At 73.6% G+C, this 15,690-nt stretch carries 13 protein-coding genes; 6 read left to right on the top strand and 7 right to left on the bottom strand.

Annotation, left to right across the window (positions count from 1 at the left end):
* Positions 1–11 precede the first annotated feature (11 nt).
* Both AC1050_RS14985 and AC1050_RS14980 read left to right on the top strand, forming a co-directional pair.
* Complete coding sequence (locus AC1050_RS14985) at positions 12–260, top strand: FitA-like ribbon-helix-helix domain-containing protein (RefSeq protein ID WP_482388201.1); 249 nt, start codon at positions 12–14, stop codon at positions 258–260.
* Entirely contained in the window at positions 257–652 is a 396-nt protein-coding gene (locus AC1050_RS14980; protein WP_482388200.1) for a type II toxin-antitoxin system VapC family toxin, read from the top strand. Before AC1050_RS14985 ends, AC1050_RS14980 begins: the two co-directional genes overlap by 4 nt.
* A gap of 33 nt (positions 653–685) precedes the next feature.
* Here the strand turns inward: AC1050_RS14980 and AC1050_RS14975 are convergent, their stop codons facing one another.
* The 4 genes from AC1050_RS14975 to AC1050_RS14960 form a co-directional block, all read right to left on the bottom strand.
* On the bottom strand, positions 686–2,551 hold the full coding sequence (locus tag AC1050_RS14975) for a glycoside hydrolase family 13 protein (RefSeq protein ID WP_482388199.1): 1,866 nt from the start codon (positions 2,549–2,551) through the stop codon (positions 686–688).
* An 8-nt stretch (positions 2,552–2,559) separates the two neighbouring features.
* Positions 2,560–3,438 (bottom strand): sugar ABC transporter permease, encoded by an 879-nt coding sequence (locus AC1050_RS14970; protein ID WP_482388198.1) that lies wholly within the window; start codon positions 3,436–3,438, stop codon positions 2,560–2,562.
* A 1-nt stretch (position 3,439) separates the two neighbouring features.
* Positions 3,440–5,056: an ABC transporter permease subunit gene (locus tag AC1050_RS14965; RefSeq protein WP_482388197.1), complete on the bottom strand. Its 1,617-nt coding sequence runs from the start codon at positions 5,054–5,056 to the stop codon at positions 3,440–3,442.
* Between the two features lie 104 nt (positions 5,057–5,160).
* The gene (locus tag AC1050_RS14960) at positions 5,161–6,402 is read right to left on the bottom strand and encodes a sugar ABC transporter substrate-binding protein (RefSeq protein WP_482388196.1); all 1,242 of its coding nucleotides are present in this window, start codon (positions 6,400–6,402) and stop codon (positions 5,161–5,163) included.
* Positions 6,403–6,620: 218 nt separating this feature from the next.
* Between AC1050_RS14960 and AC1050_RS14955 the strand changes: the two genes are divergently transcribed.
* From AC1050_RS14955 to AC1050_RS14945, 3 genes are read left to right on the top strand one after another with little or no spacing between them, the layout of a single operon-like run.
* Positions 6,621–7,649 (top strand): LacI family DNA-binding transcriptional regulator, encoded by a 1,029-nt coding sequence (locus AC1050_RS14955; RefSeq protein WP_482388195.1) that lies wholly within the window; start codon positions 6,621–6,623, stop codon positions 7,647–7,649.
* Positions 7,646–9,391, top strand: coding sequence for a glycoside hydrolase family 13 protein (locus tag AC1050_RS14950; protein WP_482388194.1), 1,746 nt, complete (start codon positions 7,646–7,648; stop codon positions 9,389–9,391). Before AC1050_RS14955 ends, AC1050_RS14950 begins: the two co-directional genes overlap by 4 nt.
* A gap of 4 nt (positions 9,392–9,395) precedes the next feature.
* Entirely contained in the window at positions 9,396–10,316 is a 921-nt protein-coding gene (locus AC1050_RS14945; protein WP_482388193.1) for a carbohydrate kinase family protein, read from the top strand.
* 96 nt (positions 10,317–10,412) lie between these two features.
* On the opposite strand, the gene dusB is transcribed toward AC1050_RS14945, so the two are convergent.
* Positions 10,413–11,597 carry a tRNA dihydrouridine synthase DusB gene (gene dusB, locus AC1050_RS14940; RefSeq protein ID WP_482388192.1) on the bottom strand — a complete coding sequence of 395 codons (1,185 nt, stop codon included), beginning with the start codon at positions 11,595–11,597 and terminating at the stop codon, positions 10,413–10,415.
* 59 nt (positions 11,598–11,656) lie between these two features.
* Here dusB and AC1050_RS14935 point away from each other — a divergent pair, with 59 nt between their 5' ends.
* Positions 11,657–12,967: a YibE/F family protein gene (locus tag AC1050_RS14935; RefSeq protein ID WP_482388191.1), complete on the top strand. Its 1,311-nt coding sequence runs from the start codon at positions 11,657–11,659 to the stop codon at positions 12,965–12,967.
* Positions 12,968–13,051: 84 nt separating this feature from the next.
* Here the strand turns inward: AC1050_RS14935 and AC1050_RS14930 are convergent, their stop codons facing one another.
* A complete protein-coding gene (locus AC1050_RS14930) occupies positions 13,052–14,191 on the bottom strand; it encodes a YibE/F family protein (RefSeq protein WP_482388190.1) in 1,140 nt (379 codons plus the stop codon).
* A gap of 80 nt (positions 14,192–14,271) precedes the next feature.
* Positions 14,272–15,657 carry a glycine--tRNA ligase gene (locus tag AC1050_RS14925; protein WP_482388189.1) on the bottom strand — a complete coding sequence of 462 codons (1,386 nt, stop codon included), beginning with the start codon at positions 15,655–15,657 and terminating at the stop codon, positions 14,272–14,274.
* Positions 15,658–15,690: the final 33 nt, after the last annotated feature.

The raw sequence follows: 15,690 nt of genomic DNA, 5'->3' as shown, positions 1-15,690 counted from the left end.
AGAATGGTGGCATGGTGGCCCTCCAGATCCGCGATGTGCCCGACGACGCACGTGACGCCTTGACCGAACGGGCCCGCGCCAAGGGCCAGAGCCTGCAGGCGTTCCTGCGCGAGATCGTGCTGCGCGAGGCGGCCTTCGGGCACAACGTCGCCGTCCTGGACACGATCGCGACCTGGCGCACCGGCTCGGACGCCACCGGGCAGGACGTGCTGGGCGCACTGGACGACGCCCGGAGCCGCCGCTCGGGCGATCCGACGTGATCGTCCCGGACGCGTCGGCGTTCGCGCTCACCTTCGCCGGGGACGATCCGCGCGCCGAGCAGGCCGACAGCGCGCTGCGTGCCGACCCCGCGTGGCTCGTCCCCGAGCACTGGCACGTGGAGGTGCTCGCGGTGATCCGCGGCCTGCTCCTCGGCCGCAGGCTCGACGAGGACCGCGCGGAGGCTGCCGTCGTCGCCCTCGCGTCGGCCACCGTGGCCGTGACCCCGACGGGGCCCCTGCTGCCCCGCATGTGGCAGGTCCGGTCGAACCTGTCCACCTACGACGCCGCCTCCGTCGCCGCGGCCGAGGCCCACGACGCGACGCTCGTCACCGCGGACGCGCGGATCGCCCGCGCCGGGGTCGCGCGCTGCCCGATCCGCACGATCGTCTGAGACCGACGCCCGGTGCCCCCTCACCGGCCGGCTTCACGCCAGGCGCCACACCTGCAGCCCCGGCCCGTCGCCCGGCAGGTGCAGCCCCGCCTCGTCGACGAGGAGGTCGGCGCCCCCGTACAGCGACGCCGGCCGCTCCCCCGCCGCCAGCAGGTACCCCGGCAGCACCGCGCCCGGCCACGGCCCCCGCGACGCGAGCACGAGCACCCGCTCGTCGGCGGTCTCCCGGAGGTAGGCGACGGCGTCGTCCTCGACCAGGACCCAGCGCAGGCCGCCCTCGCGCAGCGCGCGCGAGGACCGGCGCAGCGCGATCAGCGACCGGTACACGTCGAAGGTCGCCGCGTCCCAGCCCGCGCCGCCGCCGGCGTCGATCGCGGACCACGGCATCGGCACGCGCGCGTGCTCGCCGTTGCGCCCGACGGCGCCGCCCTCGTCGCCCGCGAACACGACCGGCGTGCCCGGGTAGGTGAGCAGCAGGCCCGCACCGACCTCGACCCGCTCGCGGGTGCCGACGATGGTGCGGAACCGCGCGGTGTCGTGCGAGCCGAGCAGGTTCCACTGGTGCGTGGTCACGGACCACGGCACGGCGGCGGCGAACTCCCGCATCGCCGCGACGGCCGCCTGCCCGGACCGGCGCGGGATGCCCGTCGGCAGCTCGACGTACCGGACGCCGGCGGCAGACCCCGGGTCGACCAGCCAGGTCCACAGCGGCCGGGTGAACGCGGAGTAGTTCATCGTGGCGTGCCAGCCGCCCGCGCGCAGGTCCTCCCCCGCGTCGTGGAAGTGCTCGGCGATCAGGGCGGCGTCCGGGTTCACGGCGGTCATGGCCGCGCGCATCCGGCGGGCGACGTCGTGCGTGAGGTCGTCCGCGCCCTGGCGGCCCGTCATGTTGGCGACGTCCACCCGCCAGCCGTCCATCCGGAACGGCTCGGCCAGGTAGCGGCCGACCACGGAGCCGGGCCCGTCCAGCAGCCGGTCCGCGAGCGCCGGCGCGTGGTGGTTGAGCTTGGGCAGGGAGGCGTGGCCGAGCCAGCCGACGTAGCCGGGGTGCTCGTCGCGCCAGTAGTAGAAGTCGCGCTCGGGCGCGCCCGGGTCGGCGACCGCCCGGCGGAACCAGTCGTGGTCGTCGCCGGTGTGGTTGGTGGTGAGGTCGCCCATGATCCGCATGCCGCGCCGGTGCACCTCCCGCGCCAGGGACGCGAACGCCGGGTCGCCGCCGAGCAGCGGGTCGACGTGGTCGAAGGTGCGGGCGTCGTAGCGGTGGTTCGACCGGCCCTCGAAGAACGGGGTCAGGTAGAGGGTGTCGACACCGAGCCGCTGCAGGTGGTCCAGCCGCGCCTCGATGCCGGCCAGGTCGCCGCCGAACAGCTGCGTGCCGGTGCCGGGGCCGCCGCCGATCGGCTCGTCGTCCCAGGACGCGGGCAGCGCCCACTCCGGCAGCGGGCCGCGCGGCGGGCCGTCGTGGCCGGTCGACCGGGCGAACCGGTCCGGGAACACCTGGTAGACCACGGCGTCCCGCGCCCAGTCGGGGCCGGCGGGCGACGTCGAGAGCCGGAAGTCGGAGGCGTCGGGCACGTCGCGGGCGATCACGCCCTCGCCGTTCAGCCACGCCTGCCCGCCCTCCAGGCCGGGCCCGGAGAGCAGGAACCGGTAGGACGTCACCGGGTTGGTGACCGGGACGTCGGCGGTGAACCAGCGCTCGTGGTCGTCGCCCCCGTCGGCGCGCGCCGGGTGGACGCGCGGTTCGCCGTCCTCGACGACGCGGACCAGCACCTCGGGCGCCGGGCCGGCGACCGGCACCCGCACCCGCACCGGCACCACGTCGCCGAGGGACGGGGTGCCGGGCGGGACGTGCAGCGCGGAGCCGTCGTGGTGCGCGCCGAGCCGCACGTGCGTCATGGTCGAGGTCAGCCCTTCACCGAGCCGGCGGTCAGCCCGCCGACGATGTACTTCTGCAGGTACAGGAACAGCAGCACCACCGGGATCGCGGCGAGCACGGCGCCGGCCGCGAACAGGCCCCAGCGCGCGTTGCGCTCGTCGGACGCCCAGTTGTAGAGCCCCAGCGCCAGTGTGAACCGCTCGGGCCGCTGCAGCACGACCTTGGCGATGATGAACTCGCCGTAGGACGAGACGAACGAGAGCAGCCCGACGACCGCCAGGATCGGGGCCACGAGCCGCAGGATGATCGTCCAGAAGATCTGGGCGTGCGTGGCGCCGTCGATCTTCGCGGCCTCGTCGAGCTCGCGCGGGATGCTGTTGAAGAACCCGTACATGAGGAACGTGTTCACGCCGAGGGCGCCGCCCAGGTAGACGCAGATGAGCCCGAGCTGGGTGTTCAGGCCGATGGCCGGGAACACCTCGGACAGCGCCAGCAGCAGCAGGAACAGCGCCACGAACGCGAGCATCTGCGGGAACATCTGGATCAGCAGCAGCGCGGTCAGGCCGGAGTGCCGGCCGCGGAACCGGAACCGCGAGAAGGCGTAGGCCGCCGCGGCGCCCATCAGGACGGTGCCGATGGCCGTGACGCTGGAGACCAGCAGCGAGTTGAGCGCCCAGTCCCCGTACCCGCGCGGCCAGAGGTCCGCGTAGTTCTCCAGGCTGAAGGAGCGGAACAGCTGGTTGGAGCCCGTCAGCGTCCCGCCCGGGTTGAGCGACGCCGACAGCACGTACAGCAGCGGCAGCACGCAGATCGCGATCATCACGACGCCGACGACGTGCCGCCAGCCGATCTCGGACCACCAGCGACGACCGCGCACGGCGGTGTGCTGCTCGAGGGTGCGGGCCATCTCAGATCTCCTCGAGGGTGCGGGTGCGACGGAAGCCGAGGTAGGACACGACCCCGACGATCAGGAAGATGACGATCGACAGCGCGCTGGCCACGCCGTACTGCTTGACGCCGCTCTCGAACGCCACGGAGTAGACCATCGAGATCAGCAGGTCGGTGTGACCGACGACGTACGGGGTGCCGACGAAGTTCGGGCCACCGCCGGTCAGCATGTAGATCAGCGAGAAGTTGTTGAAGTTGAAGGCGAACGACGAGATCAGCAGGGGCGCGACGGAGATCATCAGCATCGGGAGCGTCAGCGACCGGAAGATCCGCCAGCGCCCGGCGCCGTCGATCCGGGCGGCCTCGATCATGTCGGACGGGATCGCCTGCAGCGCGCCCGTGCAGATGAGGAACATGTACGGGAAGCCCAGCCAGAGGTTCACGCCGATGACGGCGAGCTTCGCGAGCCACGGGTCGCTCAGCCAGCCGATGCTCGCGCCACCCAGCAGCACCTCGTTGATGAAGCCGAACCGCTCGTTGAGCATGCCGCGCCAGACCAGCGCCGAGAGGAACCCCGGGAACGCGTACGGGAGGATCAGCAGCGAGCGGTAGACCCGCCGGCCGCGGACGCGCTTGTCGTTGAACGTGATGGCGAGGAACAGGCCGAGCGCGAACGTCGTCGCGACGGACAGGAACGCGAAGACGAACGTCCAGACGAAGATCTGGGCGAACGGCCCGGCCATCCGGGAGTCGGTCACGAACGCGGTGAAGTTGTCGAACCCGACGCCGACCCGCCAGCCCGGGGTCAGCCGCTCCCCCTCCGGGGAGACGAAGTTGCCGCGGTCGCCGGGCGCGTAGACGGTGCCGGTCTCGGTGTCGGTGAACGTGTCGCTGCCCGCGTCGTACTCGAGCGTCGAGCGGGCCAGGTAGCCGGTCGAGCCGTCCTGCGTGCGCACGGACCCGTCGGACGGGTCGTCGGAGAAGGGCACCCGCAGCGAGGTGATGGCCTCCTGGTCCTGCGCGACCTGCCCGAAGCTCAGCACGTCCCAGCCGGGCACCTCGGTGACGCGGCCGCCCTCGACGGTGGCGTCGGCGTCCTCGAACGGCTGCTCGGCCGTGCCGACCTGGACGTCGCCGTCCTCGCCGACGACGGCGAACCCGAGCTCCTCGCCCTGCCGCACCACGGTGAGCGGCAGCGTGGGCGAGCCCTCGACGCGGCGCTCGTTCTGCGCGGCGATCTGCGAGATCGCGTCCGCCTTGGTCGAGTTGTGCCCGTCGCCGTAGTTCGTGAACGCGACGTAGCCGGTGTAGCCCATCGCGTAGATCTGGTAGACGAGCAGGAACAGCAGGCCCGGGACCAGGTACTTGGCCGGGACCATCCGGCGGGAGAAGTACGCCCAGTTCGCGCCGGCCAGCGCGACCACGAGGAACGCCAGGATCCCCCAGGACTGCACGGCCCACGCGGTGAGGATCCCGTAGACGCCGAGGGCGTCGACCGTGCCGATGAGGATCAGCTTGGCGATGAAGCCCCTGGAGAAGTGGCGGGCGTGCGACGTGGTGCCGCGTCGCCCGCGACGCGCAGGCGGGTGGCCGGGGTCGTCGGAGACGACCTCCGGGACGGTCGACTGGTCGGTCATGCGAGGGCCTCCGGGCGCGCGGCGGTGCGGGTGGTGCGGGAGAAGAAGGTGGGACGGCGCGACCGCCGGGGCGCCCTGGGGCACCCCGGCGGTCGGCGGACGGCTCAGGCGCCGTCGATCGCGCCCTGGATGTTGGCGACCATCGCGTCCCAGGCGCCGGCCGGGTCACCGGTCTGCTGGCCGACGATCTGCGCCTCGGTCGCGCCCCAGAAGGACCACACCGAGCTCATCGCGGGGATGGCGGGCATCGGGGCACCGGTCGCGCCGGCCTCGTTGAAGCCCTGCAGGACCGGGTCCTCGACCTTCTCGGCGGAGGCGGTCAGCGCGGGGAGGCGGCCGCCGGCCTCGTAGAGCATGTCCTGCGCCTCCTCGGTGGTGAGGAAGTTGGCCACGAGCTCGTTGGCCAGCACCGGGTTCTTCGACTGCGCGGAGATGAACACGCCCTGCACGCCGACGAACGGCTGCGCGGGCTCACCGCCGGCGGACGGGATCGGCAGCACGGAGATGTCCATGCCGGCCTCCTCGAACGCCGTCGTGTTCCACGGGCCCGTGATGATGTAGGGCGCCTGGCCGTCGAGGAACGCCTGCTTGGCCTTGTCGCCGTCGACCGACAGGTCGAGCACCTTCTCCTGGCCGAGCTTGGCCAGGTACTGGGCGTACGCGTGGCCTGCCTCGCCGCCCATCGCGAGCGTGTCCGTGTAGGAGCCGTCGGGGGCCTGCTCGAACACCGGGGCGCCGAACGAGGTCTGCAGCGGGTACAGGTGGTACGGGTCGGACTCCTCGCCCTGCTGGACGACGACCGAGAACGGCTGGCCGACGCCCTGCGCCTGCGCGACGAGCTCGTCGAACGTGGTGGCGGTGGTCTCGCTCAGCAGCGCGTTGTTGCGGACCAGCGCGATGTTCTCGATGGAGATCGGCACGCCGTAGTTCTGGCCGTCGTAGGCCATGGCGGCGACGGCCGACTCGGCGAACCCGTCGGCCTTCTCGCCGAGCTCGAGCGGCGCGACGACACCGTTGTTGACCCACTCGCCGAGGCCGTCGTGCGCGGACACGATGACGTCCGGGCCCTCGCCGGTCGGGACCTGCGTGACGAAGTCGGGGCCGATGTCGCCGGTGGCCTTCTGGACCAGCTCGACGTCGACGCCGGACTCCTCGGTGAAGGCCTCGACGACCGGGCGCATGGAGTCGATGCGGGTGTCGTCGACCCACATCGTGAGCGAGCCCTCGGCGCCGGCGTCGGCGGAGGTGTCGTCGGTGGCGGTGTCGTCGCCCGAGCCGCTCGAGCACGCCGTGAGGGCGAGCGCGAGGACCGCGGTGGTGGCGAGGGCGGGGATGCTCCGTCGCATCAGGGTGTCTCCCAGCGTGAGTGGATCAGGGGGGCGGTGAGCCGTCGACGGCACCGCCGGCGCTGGCTCGATGACCCGGACGGTAGCCCGATCGGGAACGTCGTTGCAAGCCGTTACGGTAACTTTCAGGTCTCGGTTACAGTGCTCCTGCAACGCGGCACGGATCACCCTGCGACAACGACGACGAGGAGGCACCGGTGCGCCCTACGCTCGCTCCCGTGCGTACCCGTCTCACAGACCTCGCCGACCAGGCCGGCGTCTCCACCGCCACCGTCTCGCGCGTCCTCAACGGCAAGCCCGGCGTGTCGTCGCAGGCGCGGCAGGCGGTGCTCGCCGCGCTCGACGTGCTCGGGTACGAGCGGCCGGCGCAGCTGCGGACCAAGCCGGCCGGCCTCGTGGGCCTGGTGGTCCCCGAGCTGTCCAACCCGGTGTTCCCGGCGATGGCGCAGGTGATCGAGTCGATGCTGACCCAGCGCGGGTACACCCCCGTGCTCTGCGCGCAGCAGCCGGGCGGCACCACCGAGGACCAGTACGTCGAGATCCTGCTCGAGCACGACGTCGCCGGGATCCTGTTCGTCTCCGGCCTGCACGCCGACACCCAGGCCTCGGTCGAGCGGTACCAGAACCTGCGCGCCCGCGGCCTGCCGCTCGTGCTGGTCAACGGCAAGGCCGACGGCGTGGACGCCCCGACCATCGCGACGGACGACGCGGTCGCGATCGAGCTGTCGGTGCGGCACCTGGTCGCGCTCGGGCACCGCTCGATCGGCCTGGCCATCGGCCCGGAGCGCTTCGTCCCCGCGGCCCGCAAGCGCCGGGCGTTCGCCGACCAGCTGCGCGCACAGCTCGGGGTCGAGGACGCCGCGCCGCACGTCAACACCACCCTGTTCACGGTCGAGGGCGGCGCCACCGCGGCGCACGAGCTCATCGACTCCGGGCACACCGCGATCATCTGCGGGTCGGACCTCATGGCCCTCGGCGCGATCCGCGCCGCGCGCTCGCGGGGCCTGCACGTGCCCGCCGACCTGTCGGTGGTCGGCTTCGACGACTCGCCGCTGATCGGCTTCACCGACCCCCCGCTCACCACGGTGCGCCAGCCCGTGCAGGCGATGGGTCAGGCCGCGGTCTCCGCGCTCATGGCGGAGATCAACGGCACCCCGACCTCGCGCACCGAGCTCCTGTTCCACCCGGAGCTGATCGTGCGGGGGTCCACCAGCTCAGCACCCGCTTCTCCCGGAGGACCCGCGTGACCCTGCTCGACGACCGCACCGCCGACCGCACCGCCGCCCAGGTGGTGCACGAGCCCGGCCCCGCCGACGGCCCCTGGTGGCGGGACGCGGTGATCTACCAGGTGTACCCGCGCTCCTTCGCGGACGCGAACGGCGACGGCATCGGCGACATCCCGGGCATCACCGCCCGCCTGGACCACCTGGCCGCGCTCGGCGTCGACGCCGTCTGGCTGTCCCCGTTCTACCGCTCCCCGCAGGCCGACGCGGGCTACGACGTCGCCGACTACCGCGACGTGGACCCGCTGTTCGGCACGCTGGCCGACTTCGACGCGATGCTGGCGAAGGCGCACGGGCTGGGCCTCAAGGTCGTCGTCGACCTGGTGCCGAACCACTCCTCCGACGAGCACGTGTGGTTCCAGGAGGCGCTGCGCACGCCGCCCGGCTCCCCCGAGCGCGCGCGGTACCTGTTCCGCGACGGCAAGGGCGAGCACGGCGAGCTGCCGCCCAACAACTGGCAGTCGATCTTCGGCGGCGACGCGTGGACCCGGCTGACCCCGGAGCAGCACGGCGTGGACGACGGCCAGTGGTACCTGCACCTGTTCGACTCCAAGCAGCCCGACCTGGACTGGACGAACCCCGAGGTCCGGGCCGAGTTCGAGGACGTGCTGCGGTTCTGGCTGGACCGCGGCGTCGACGGCTTCCGGGTCGACGTGGCGCACGGCATGGTCAAGGCCGAGGGGCTGCCCGACTGGGACGGCCACGTCGCGATGATCGACGGCAGCGACGACGCGGACGCCGTGAGCGGCTCCGGCAACCAGGGCCCGATGTTCGACCAGGACGGCGTGCACGAGATCTACCGCGCCTGGCGCGCGGTGCTCGACGAGTACGACGGCGACCGGATGCTCGTCGCCGAGGCCTGGGTCGAGCCGCTGTCCCGGCTCGCGCGCTACGTCCGCCCGGACGAGATGCACCAGGCGTTCAACTTCGCGTTCCTGGCCACCGGCTGGGACGCGGCGGCGCTGCGCAAGGTCATCGCGGCGTCCTACGAGGTCAACGACTCCGTCGGCGCCCCGACCACCTGGGTGCTGTCCAACCACGACGTCGTCCGGCACGCGTCCCGCCTGGGGCTCGCCGACCCGTCGTCGCGGCCGAACGGCATCGCCGCCGAGGACGAGCAGCCCGACGAGGTGCTCGGCCTGCGCCGGGCGCGCGCCGCGACGCTGCTGCTCTTGGGCCTGCCCGGCTCGGCATACCTGTACCAGGGCGAGGAGCTCGGGCTGCCCGAGCACACGTCCCTGCCGGCCGAGGTGCGCGAGGACCCCGCGTTCTTCCGCACGAACGGCGCCGAGCGCGGCCGCGACGGCTGCCGCGTGCCGCTGCCGTGGGAGTCCGGCGCGCCGGGCTTCGGCTACTCCCCCACCGGCGACACCTGGCTGCCGCAGCCGGCCGAGTGGGCCGCGTACGCCGCCGACGCGCAGGACGGCGTGCCCGGCTCGACCCTCGAGCTCTACCGGGCGACGCTGCGGCTGCGCCGCGCCGAGGGCCTGGGCACCGGCGGCGCCGCGTGGGAGCCGGCGTACGCCGGCGCGACCGACGTGATCGCGGTGCGCAACGGGTCGGTGCTCGTCGTCGCGAACCTCGGGTCGGCGCCGGTCGCGCTGCCCGAGGGCGCCGAGGTGCTGCTGGCCTCCGGCCTGCCGGACGACGCGCCGGTCGGCGCCGAGCTGCCCGGCGACACCACGGTCTGGCTCCGGGTGCGCTGACGCCGTGACGCACGACGACGGGGCCGCTCCCACGCACGGGGGCGGCCCCGTCGTCGTCGTGGGACCCGCCTCCTGGAACACCCTGGTCCGGCTCGACCGGCTGCCCGACGCGCGGTCGCAGACGCTGTTCGCCGACGGGCACCACGACGGGCTGGGTGGCACGTCGGCCGGGAAGGCGCTGACGCTCGCGGCGCTCGGCGTCGACGTGCGGCTGCGGACGGTGCTCGGCGCGGACCGCGAGGGGCGGCTGGTGCGCGACGCGCTCGCACACCCGCGGATCGCGCTGGACGTGCTGCCGGCGCTCGGGGGGCGCACGGAGCGGCACGTGAACCTCATGGCCCGCGACGGCGGCCGGGTGTCGGTCTACCTGGAGCTGCCGGCTCCCGCCGCGGTGCCGCCGGTGGCGCTGACCGGGGCGCACGCCGCCGTGGTGGACCTCGCGGAGCACGCCGTGCCGGTGCTCGCCGCGGCCCGGGCCGCCGGGGTGCCGGTGTGGTGCGACGTGCACGACGACGACGGCGCCGCGGAGTTCCAGCGGCCCTTCGCCGACGGCGCCGACGTGCTGCTGGTGTCCGACGCGCGCCTGGCCGACCCGGCCGCGTACCTGCGGGCGCGGGTCGCCGGCGGGACGCGGCTCGCGATCTGCACGCGGGGTTCGCGCGGGGCGCTGGCGCTCGACGCGGGCGGGTTCTGGTCGGTCGACGCGGCCCCCGTCGACGCGGTGGTCGACACCAACGGCGCCGGGGACGCGTTCCTGGCCGGTCTGCTCGCCGCGGAGCTGGCCGGCCTGCCGACGGCGGCGGCGCTGGCCCGCGCGTCCGCCGCGGGCGCGCTGGCGGTCGGCACGGAGGCGCTCGGCGCCCCGCACGCGACCCCGGCCTCGGTCGCAACCCTCGCCGCACGCGTCCGCGTCACCCGCACCTGACCCCTCGCGTCTCCTCGCCGAGCGGGCAGTCCCTGTCCCCTCACCGCGGTCCGAGGGGACACGTCCTGCCCGCTCGGCGCGCCGCGGCCGGGCGGGTCAGCCTCCCGAGACGCTGAGCTCGGCCTCGTGCAGGGCGCGGCGGAAGTCCTCGGACAGGTCGCGGGACTCCAGCCAGCCGTCGGGCAGGTGCGGGCGCTTCGGGGTCCCGGCGCGCCCGCGCTGGCCCTCGGCGGGCTCGCCCGGGTACGGCTGGTCCAGGTCGAGCGCCGCGAGCCGGTCGTCCAGCTCGGCGAGGCTCGACACCAGGCCGAGCGCCGCACGCTGCTCGCCACCGACGACGTAGCCCTTCCAGTACCAGGCCATGTGCTTGCGCAGCTCGCGCAGCGCCTTGCCCTCGTCGCCGAACGCCTCGACCATCAGCTCGGCGTGCCGGCGGATCACCTGGGCGACGTACCGGGCGCCCGGCCGGATGCGCTCCGGCGAGCCGGCGAACGCCGCCGCGAGGTCGGCGAACAGCCACGGCCGGCCCTGGCAGCCGCGGCCCACCACGACGCCGTCGCAGCCGGTCTCCCGGACCATGCGGATCGCGTCCTCGGCGGACCAGATGTCGCCGTTGCCGAGCACCGGGATGTCGGTGACCGTCTCCTTGAGCCGGGCGATCGCCTCCCAGTCCGCGGTGCCCGAGTAGTACTGCTCGGCGGTGCGGGCGTGCAGCGCGACGGCGGCGACGCCCAGGTCCTGCGCCACCAGGCCCGCCTCGAGGTACGTCAGGTGGTCCTCGTCGATGCCCTTGCGCATCTTCACCGTGACGGGGACCCCGTACGGCGCCGCGGCCGCGACGGCCGCGCGCAGGATCGACCGGAACAGGTCGCCCTTCCACGGCAGCGCGGAACCGCCGCCGCGCCGGGTCACCTTGGGCACCGGGCAGCCGAAGTTCAGGTCGACGTGGTCGGCCCGGTCCTCGGACGCGATCAGGTGCACCGCGGCACCGACGGTCGCCGGGTCCACGCCGTAGACCTGCACCGACCGGGGCTTCTCGTCCGGGGCGTGCGAGATGATCCGCATCGACTCCTCGCCGCGCTCGACCAGCGCGCGCGACGTCACCATCTCGGCGACGTAGAGGCCGGCGCCCGACTCGCGGCACAGCCGTCGGAACGCCGCGTTCGTCACGCCGGCCATCGGCGCGAGCACCACGGGCGTGTCGATCGTCAGCGGACCGATCTGCAGCGGCGGCAGCACGTTGCCGGCGGGCGTCGCCGTGGCGGTGGAGGAAGCGGTCATGGGTCGATTGTCCCTCAGCCGGACGGGTGCACCCGAGCCGGACCGGGCAGAATCGCCCCGTGCCCACCCCCGCCGCCCTGCGCACCCGTCGTGTCATCGCCGCGATCCTGCTGCCGCTCGTGCTCGCCGCCGCCCTCGGCATGGCCCTGACCTGGCCGCACGGGGACCCCGTCACCGCCCGGACCGTCTCGGCGGTCGACGTGGACTACCCGACCGCCACCGTGACCGGCACCACCGCGGAGCGCTGCGAGGGCACCGTCGAGGACCGGGAGACCGACGGCACGATCCCCGCCGACGTCCCGTGCCTGCGCGTGGCGGCGACGGTCACCAGCGGCCCGATGCAGGGCGAGGACATCCAGGTGTGGGCGACCGCGTCCACCACCGCCGACGACGTGCCGGCGGGGACCCGGATCCTCGTCGAGCACTACCCGGCCACGGACACCGACGCGGAGATCTGGGCCTGGCACGACTACGACCGGACGCTGCCGCTGGTGACCATCGCGCTGGTGTTCGCCCTCGCCATCGTCCTGGTGGCGCGCTCGCGCGGGCTGCGGGCGCTGGTCGGCCTGCTGATCGCGTTCACGGTGATCGGCGGCTACGTGCTGCCGGCGCTGCTCGCGGGGTCCAACCCGGTGGTGGTGGCGCTGTCGGCGTCGACGCTGATCATGGTCGTCGTGCTGTACCTGGCGCACGGCCTGTCGCTGCGGACCTCGGCGGCGCTGCTCGGGACGCTCGCCGGGCTGGCGGCCACGACGCTGCTCGGCGTGCTCGGGGCGGAGTGGGCCCGGCTGTCCGGCGTCAGCTCCGAGGACTCGTACCGGTTGTCGCAGCTGCTCGGGGAGAACGGCGCGACGTCGCTGCGCGGGCTGTTCCTGTGCGGGCTGGTGCTCGCCGGGCTCGGTGTGCTCAACGACGTCACCATCACCCAGGCCTCGGCGGTCTGGGAGCTGCGCGCGGTCTCCCCCGGTGCGACCCGGCGGGAGCTGTTCCGCGGCGGCATGCGGATCGGCCGGGACCACATCGCCTCCACGGTGTACACGATCGCGTTCGCCTACACCGGGGCCGCGCTGCCGGTCCTCCTGCTGCTGGAGCTGTACCAGCTGCCGCTCGGGCCCACGCTGACGTCCGGGGAGTTCGCCGAGGAGATCGTGCGGACGATGGTGTCGTCCATCGGCCTGGTGCTCGCCATCCCGCTCACGACCGGCATCGCGGCCCTGGTCGTCACCCGGGCGGGAGCCGCTCCCGCGCGGCACGCGGAGGCCGACGGCCACGGGCACGCGCACGTGCACGTCGTCTCCGGCCCGGACACCGACGCCGCGCACACCCACGGCGCCCCCGCCTCCCCTGCGGACGACCACGCGCCGAGATGACACTCGGCGCCTGCGGGATCCGGCCGGGACGCAGGCGAGGACTGCCATCTCGGCGGGGAGGCGGCGACGCGGGAGGGCGGCGCGTCAGGCGCGGGTGCTGAGGGGGTCCGCGTCCGGGGCGGGGTCCGGCTCCGAGGTGGGGTTCGCGTCCGGCGGCGTCGTCACCGGCGCCGGGACCAGGACCGCGGCGACGGCGGTCGTCAGCGGGATCGCCAGCACCAGGCCGATCGACCCGACCAGCGTCCGGACGACCTCCTCCGCGATCTCGCCGCTGGACAGGGAGTCGAGCAGCGTCCGGTCCGACATCGCCACCAGCATCACCAGGGGCAGCGCCGCCCCGAGGTACGCGAACGCCACCGTGTACACGGTGGACGCGATGTGGTCCCGGCCGATCCGCATGCCGCCGCGGAACAGGTCGCGCCGGGACGTCGCCGGAGCCACGGCCCGCAGCTCCCACACCGCGGAGACCTGCGTGATCGTGACGTCGTTCAGCACCCCGAGCCCCGCCAGCACGATGCCGACCAGCAGGATCCCGCTGAGGTCGGCCTCGGGGGCGAGCGAGCGCAGGTCGAGGGAGTGCTCCCCGCTGAGGGCGTTGAGGTGCGTGGCCCCGGTCGCCCACGCGGCCAGCAGCCCGGTGGCGAGCAGCCCGCCGAGCGTGCCGAGCAGCGCCGTCGACGTCCGGATCGAGACACCGTGCGCCAGGTACAGCAGCGCGAACATCAGCGCCGACGCGGTCACCAGGGCGACGGGCAGCGCCGGCTGCCCCTCGAGCAGCGCGGGCACGGTGAACCAGAGGATCCCCCCGACCGAGACCGCGAGCCCGGCCAGCGCACCGAGCCCGCGCAGCCGCGCCACCGCGAGCACCAGGACGCCGAGCACCGCCGCGAGCAGCGCCATCGGCGGCCCGCGGACCAGGTCGACGAACACGTAGGGCGCCGCGCCGGTCGCCTGCGGCAGGCTGAGCACGCGGATCCGGTCGCCGACCTCGATCACGTCCAGGTACTCGGGGGCGACCTGGACGGACACCGGCTCCCCCGCGTCCGTCTCGGCGAGCAGCACCGGGCCCGCCGCGGAGTCGGCGAGCAGGTCGACGTCGGTCGTCGTCACCTCGGAGTAGGACGAGCCCTCCGGCGCGGTCTCCAGGGTCGGCCGGTCGTCGGACCGCGGCCAGAGCCAGACGAGCCCGGCGACGGTCGCGGCCAGCGCGACGGCCAGCAGCACGACGACGACGGCGCGGGCACGCCCGCCGACCCGGAGGTCGGGAGCGCCGCCCGCGCCGTGCGCGTGGTGGGAGGCCAGGGTCAGGCCCCGAGCAGCCGCTGCGCGAGGTAGCCGGTCACCTGGTCGAGCGCGACGCGCTCCTGCGACATGTCGTCGCGGTGCCGGATCGTCACGGCCTGGTCGTCCAGGGTGTCGAAGTCGACCGTGATGCAGAACGGGGTGCCGATCTCGTCCTGGCGGCGGTAGCGGCGGCCGATGGCGCCGGCGTCGTCGAAGTCGACGTTCCAGTGCTTGCGGAGCTCGGCGGCGAGGTCGCGGGCCTTCGGGGACAGCGCCTCGTTGCGGGACAGCGGCAGCACGGCGGCCTTGACCGGGGCGAGGCGCGGGTCGAGCTTGAGGACGGTGCGCTTGTCCACGCCGCCCTTCGCGTTCGGCGCCTCGTCCTCGGTGTAGGACTCGATGAGGAACGCCATCAGCGACCGGGTCAGGCCCGCGGCCGGCTCGATGACGTACGGCACCCAGCGCTCGTCCTTGGTCTGGTCGAAGTACGACAGGTCCTGGCCCGAGTGCTCCGTGTGCGTCTTCAGGTCGAAGTCGGTGCGGTTGGCGATGCCCTCGAGCTCGCCCCACTCGGAGCCGCTGAACCCGAACTTGTACTCGATGTCGACCGTCCGCTTGGAGTAGTGCGACAGCTTCTCGGCGGGGTGCTCGTAGTGCCGCAGGTGGTCGCGGTCGATGCCCAGGTCGACGTACCAGTCGGTGCGCTGGTCGATCCAGTACTGGTGCCAGGTCTCGTCCGTGCCGGGCTCGACGAAGAACTCCATCTCCATCTGCTCGAACTCGCGGGTCCGGAAGATGAAGTTGCCGGGCGTGATCTCGTTGCGGAACGACTTGCCGATCTGGCCGATGCCGAACGGCGGCTTCTTCCGGCTGGTGGTCAGCACGTTCGCGAAGTTCACGAAGATGCCCTGCGCGGTCTCGGGCCGCAGGTAGTGCAGGCCGGACTCGTCCTCGACGGGGCCGAGGTAGGTCTTGAGCATCATGTTGAAGTCGCGCGGCTCGGTCCACTGGCCGCGCGTGCCGCAGTTGGGGCAGACGATGTCCGCGAGGCCGTTCTCCGGCGCGCGGCCCTTCTTCTCCTCGTACTGCTCCAGCATGTGGTCCTCGCGGAACCGCTTGTGGCAGGACAGGCACTCGGTCAGCGGGTCGGTGAACACGCCGACGTGGCCCGAGGCGACCCAGACCTGGCGGGGCAGGATCACCGCGGAGTCCAGGCCGACGACGTCGTCGCGGCTCTGCACGACCGTGCGCCACCACTGCTTCTTGATGTTCTCCTTGAGCTCCACGCCCAGGGGCCCGTAGTCCCACGCGGAGCGCGATCCGCCGTAGATCTCCCCGCTCTGGAAGACGAAGCCGCGCCGCTTGGCGAGGGAGACGACGGAGTCGAGACGGGTGGGTGCTGCCACGGTGAGTGCTCCTGGTGCCGAGGTCCTGGCGCG

The sequence above is a fragment of the Cellulomonas sp. NEAU-ZC6 genome (assembly GCF_056844425.1).
This window is presented reverse-complemented; position numbering and strand designations above follow the sequence as displayed.

What these genes read in the sequence shown, in the direction of transcription:
- dusB (WP_482388192.1), bottom strand. Translation starts at nt 11,597, where the DNA reads ATGACCGCTTCCTCCACCGCCACGGCGACGCCCGCCGGCAACGTGCTG.
- AC1050_RS14970 (WP_482388198.1), bottom strand. Translation starts at nt 3,438, where the DNA reads ATGGCCCGCACCCTCGAGCAGCACACCGCCGTGCGCGGTCGTCGCTGG.
- AC1050_RS14975 (WP_482388199.1), bottom strand. Translation starts at nt 2,551, where the DNA reads ATGACGCACGTGCGGCTCGGCGCGCACCACGACGGCTCCGCGCTGCAC.
- AC1050_RS14985 (WP_482388201.1), top strand. Translation starts at nt 12, where the DNA reads ATGGTGGCCCTCCAGATCCGCGATGTGCCCGACGACGCACGTGACGCC.
- AC1050_RS14965 (WP_482388197.1), bottom strand. Translation starts at nt 5,056, where the DNA reads ATGACCGACCAGTCGACCGTCCCGGAGGTCGTCTCCGACGACCCCGGC.
- AC1050_RS14960 (WP_482388196.1), bottom strand. Translation starts at nt 6,402, where the DNA reads ATGCGACGGAGCATCCCCGCCCTCGCCACCACCGCGGTCCTCGCGCTC.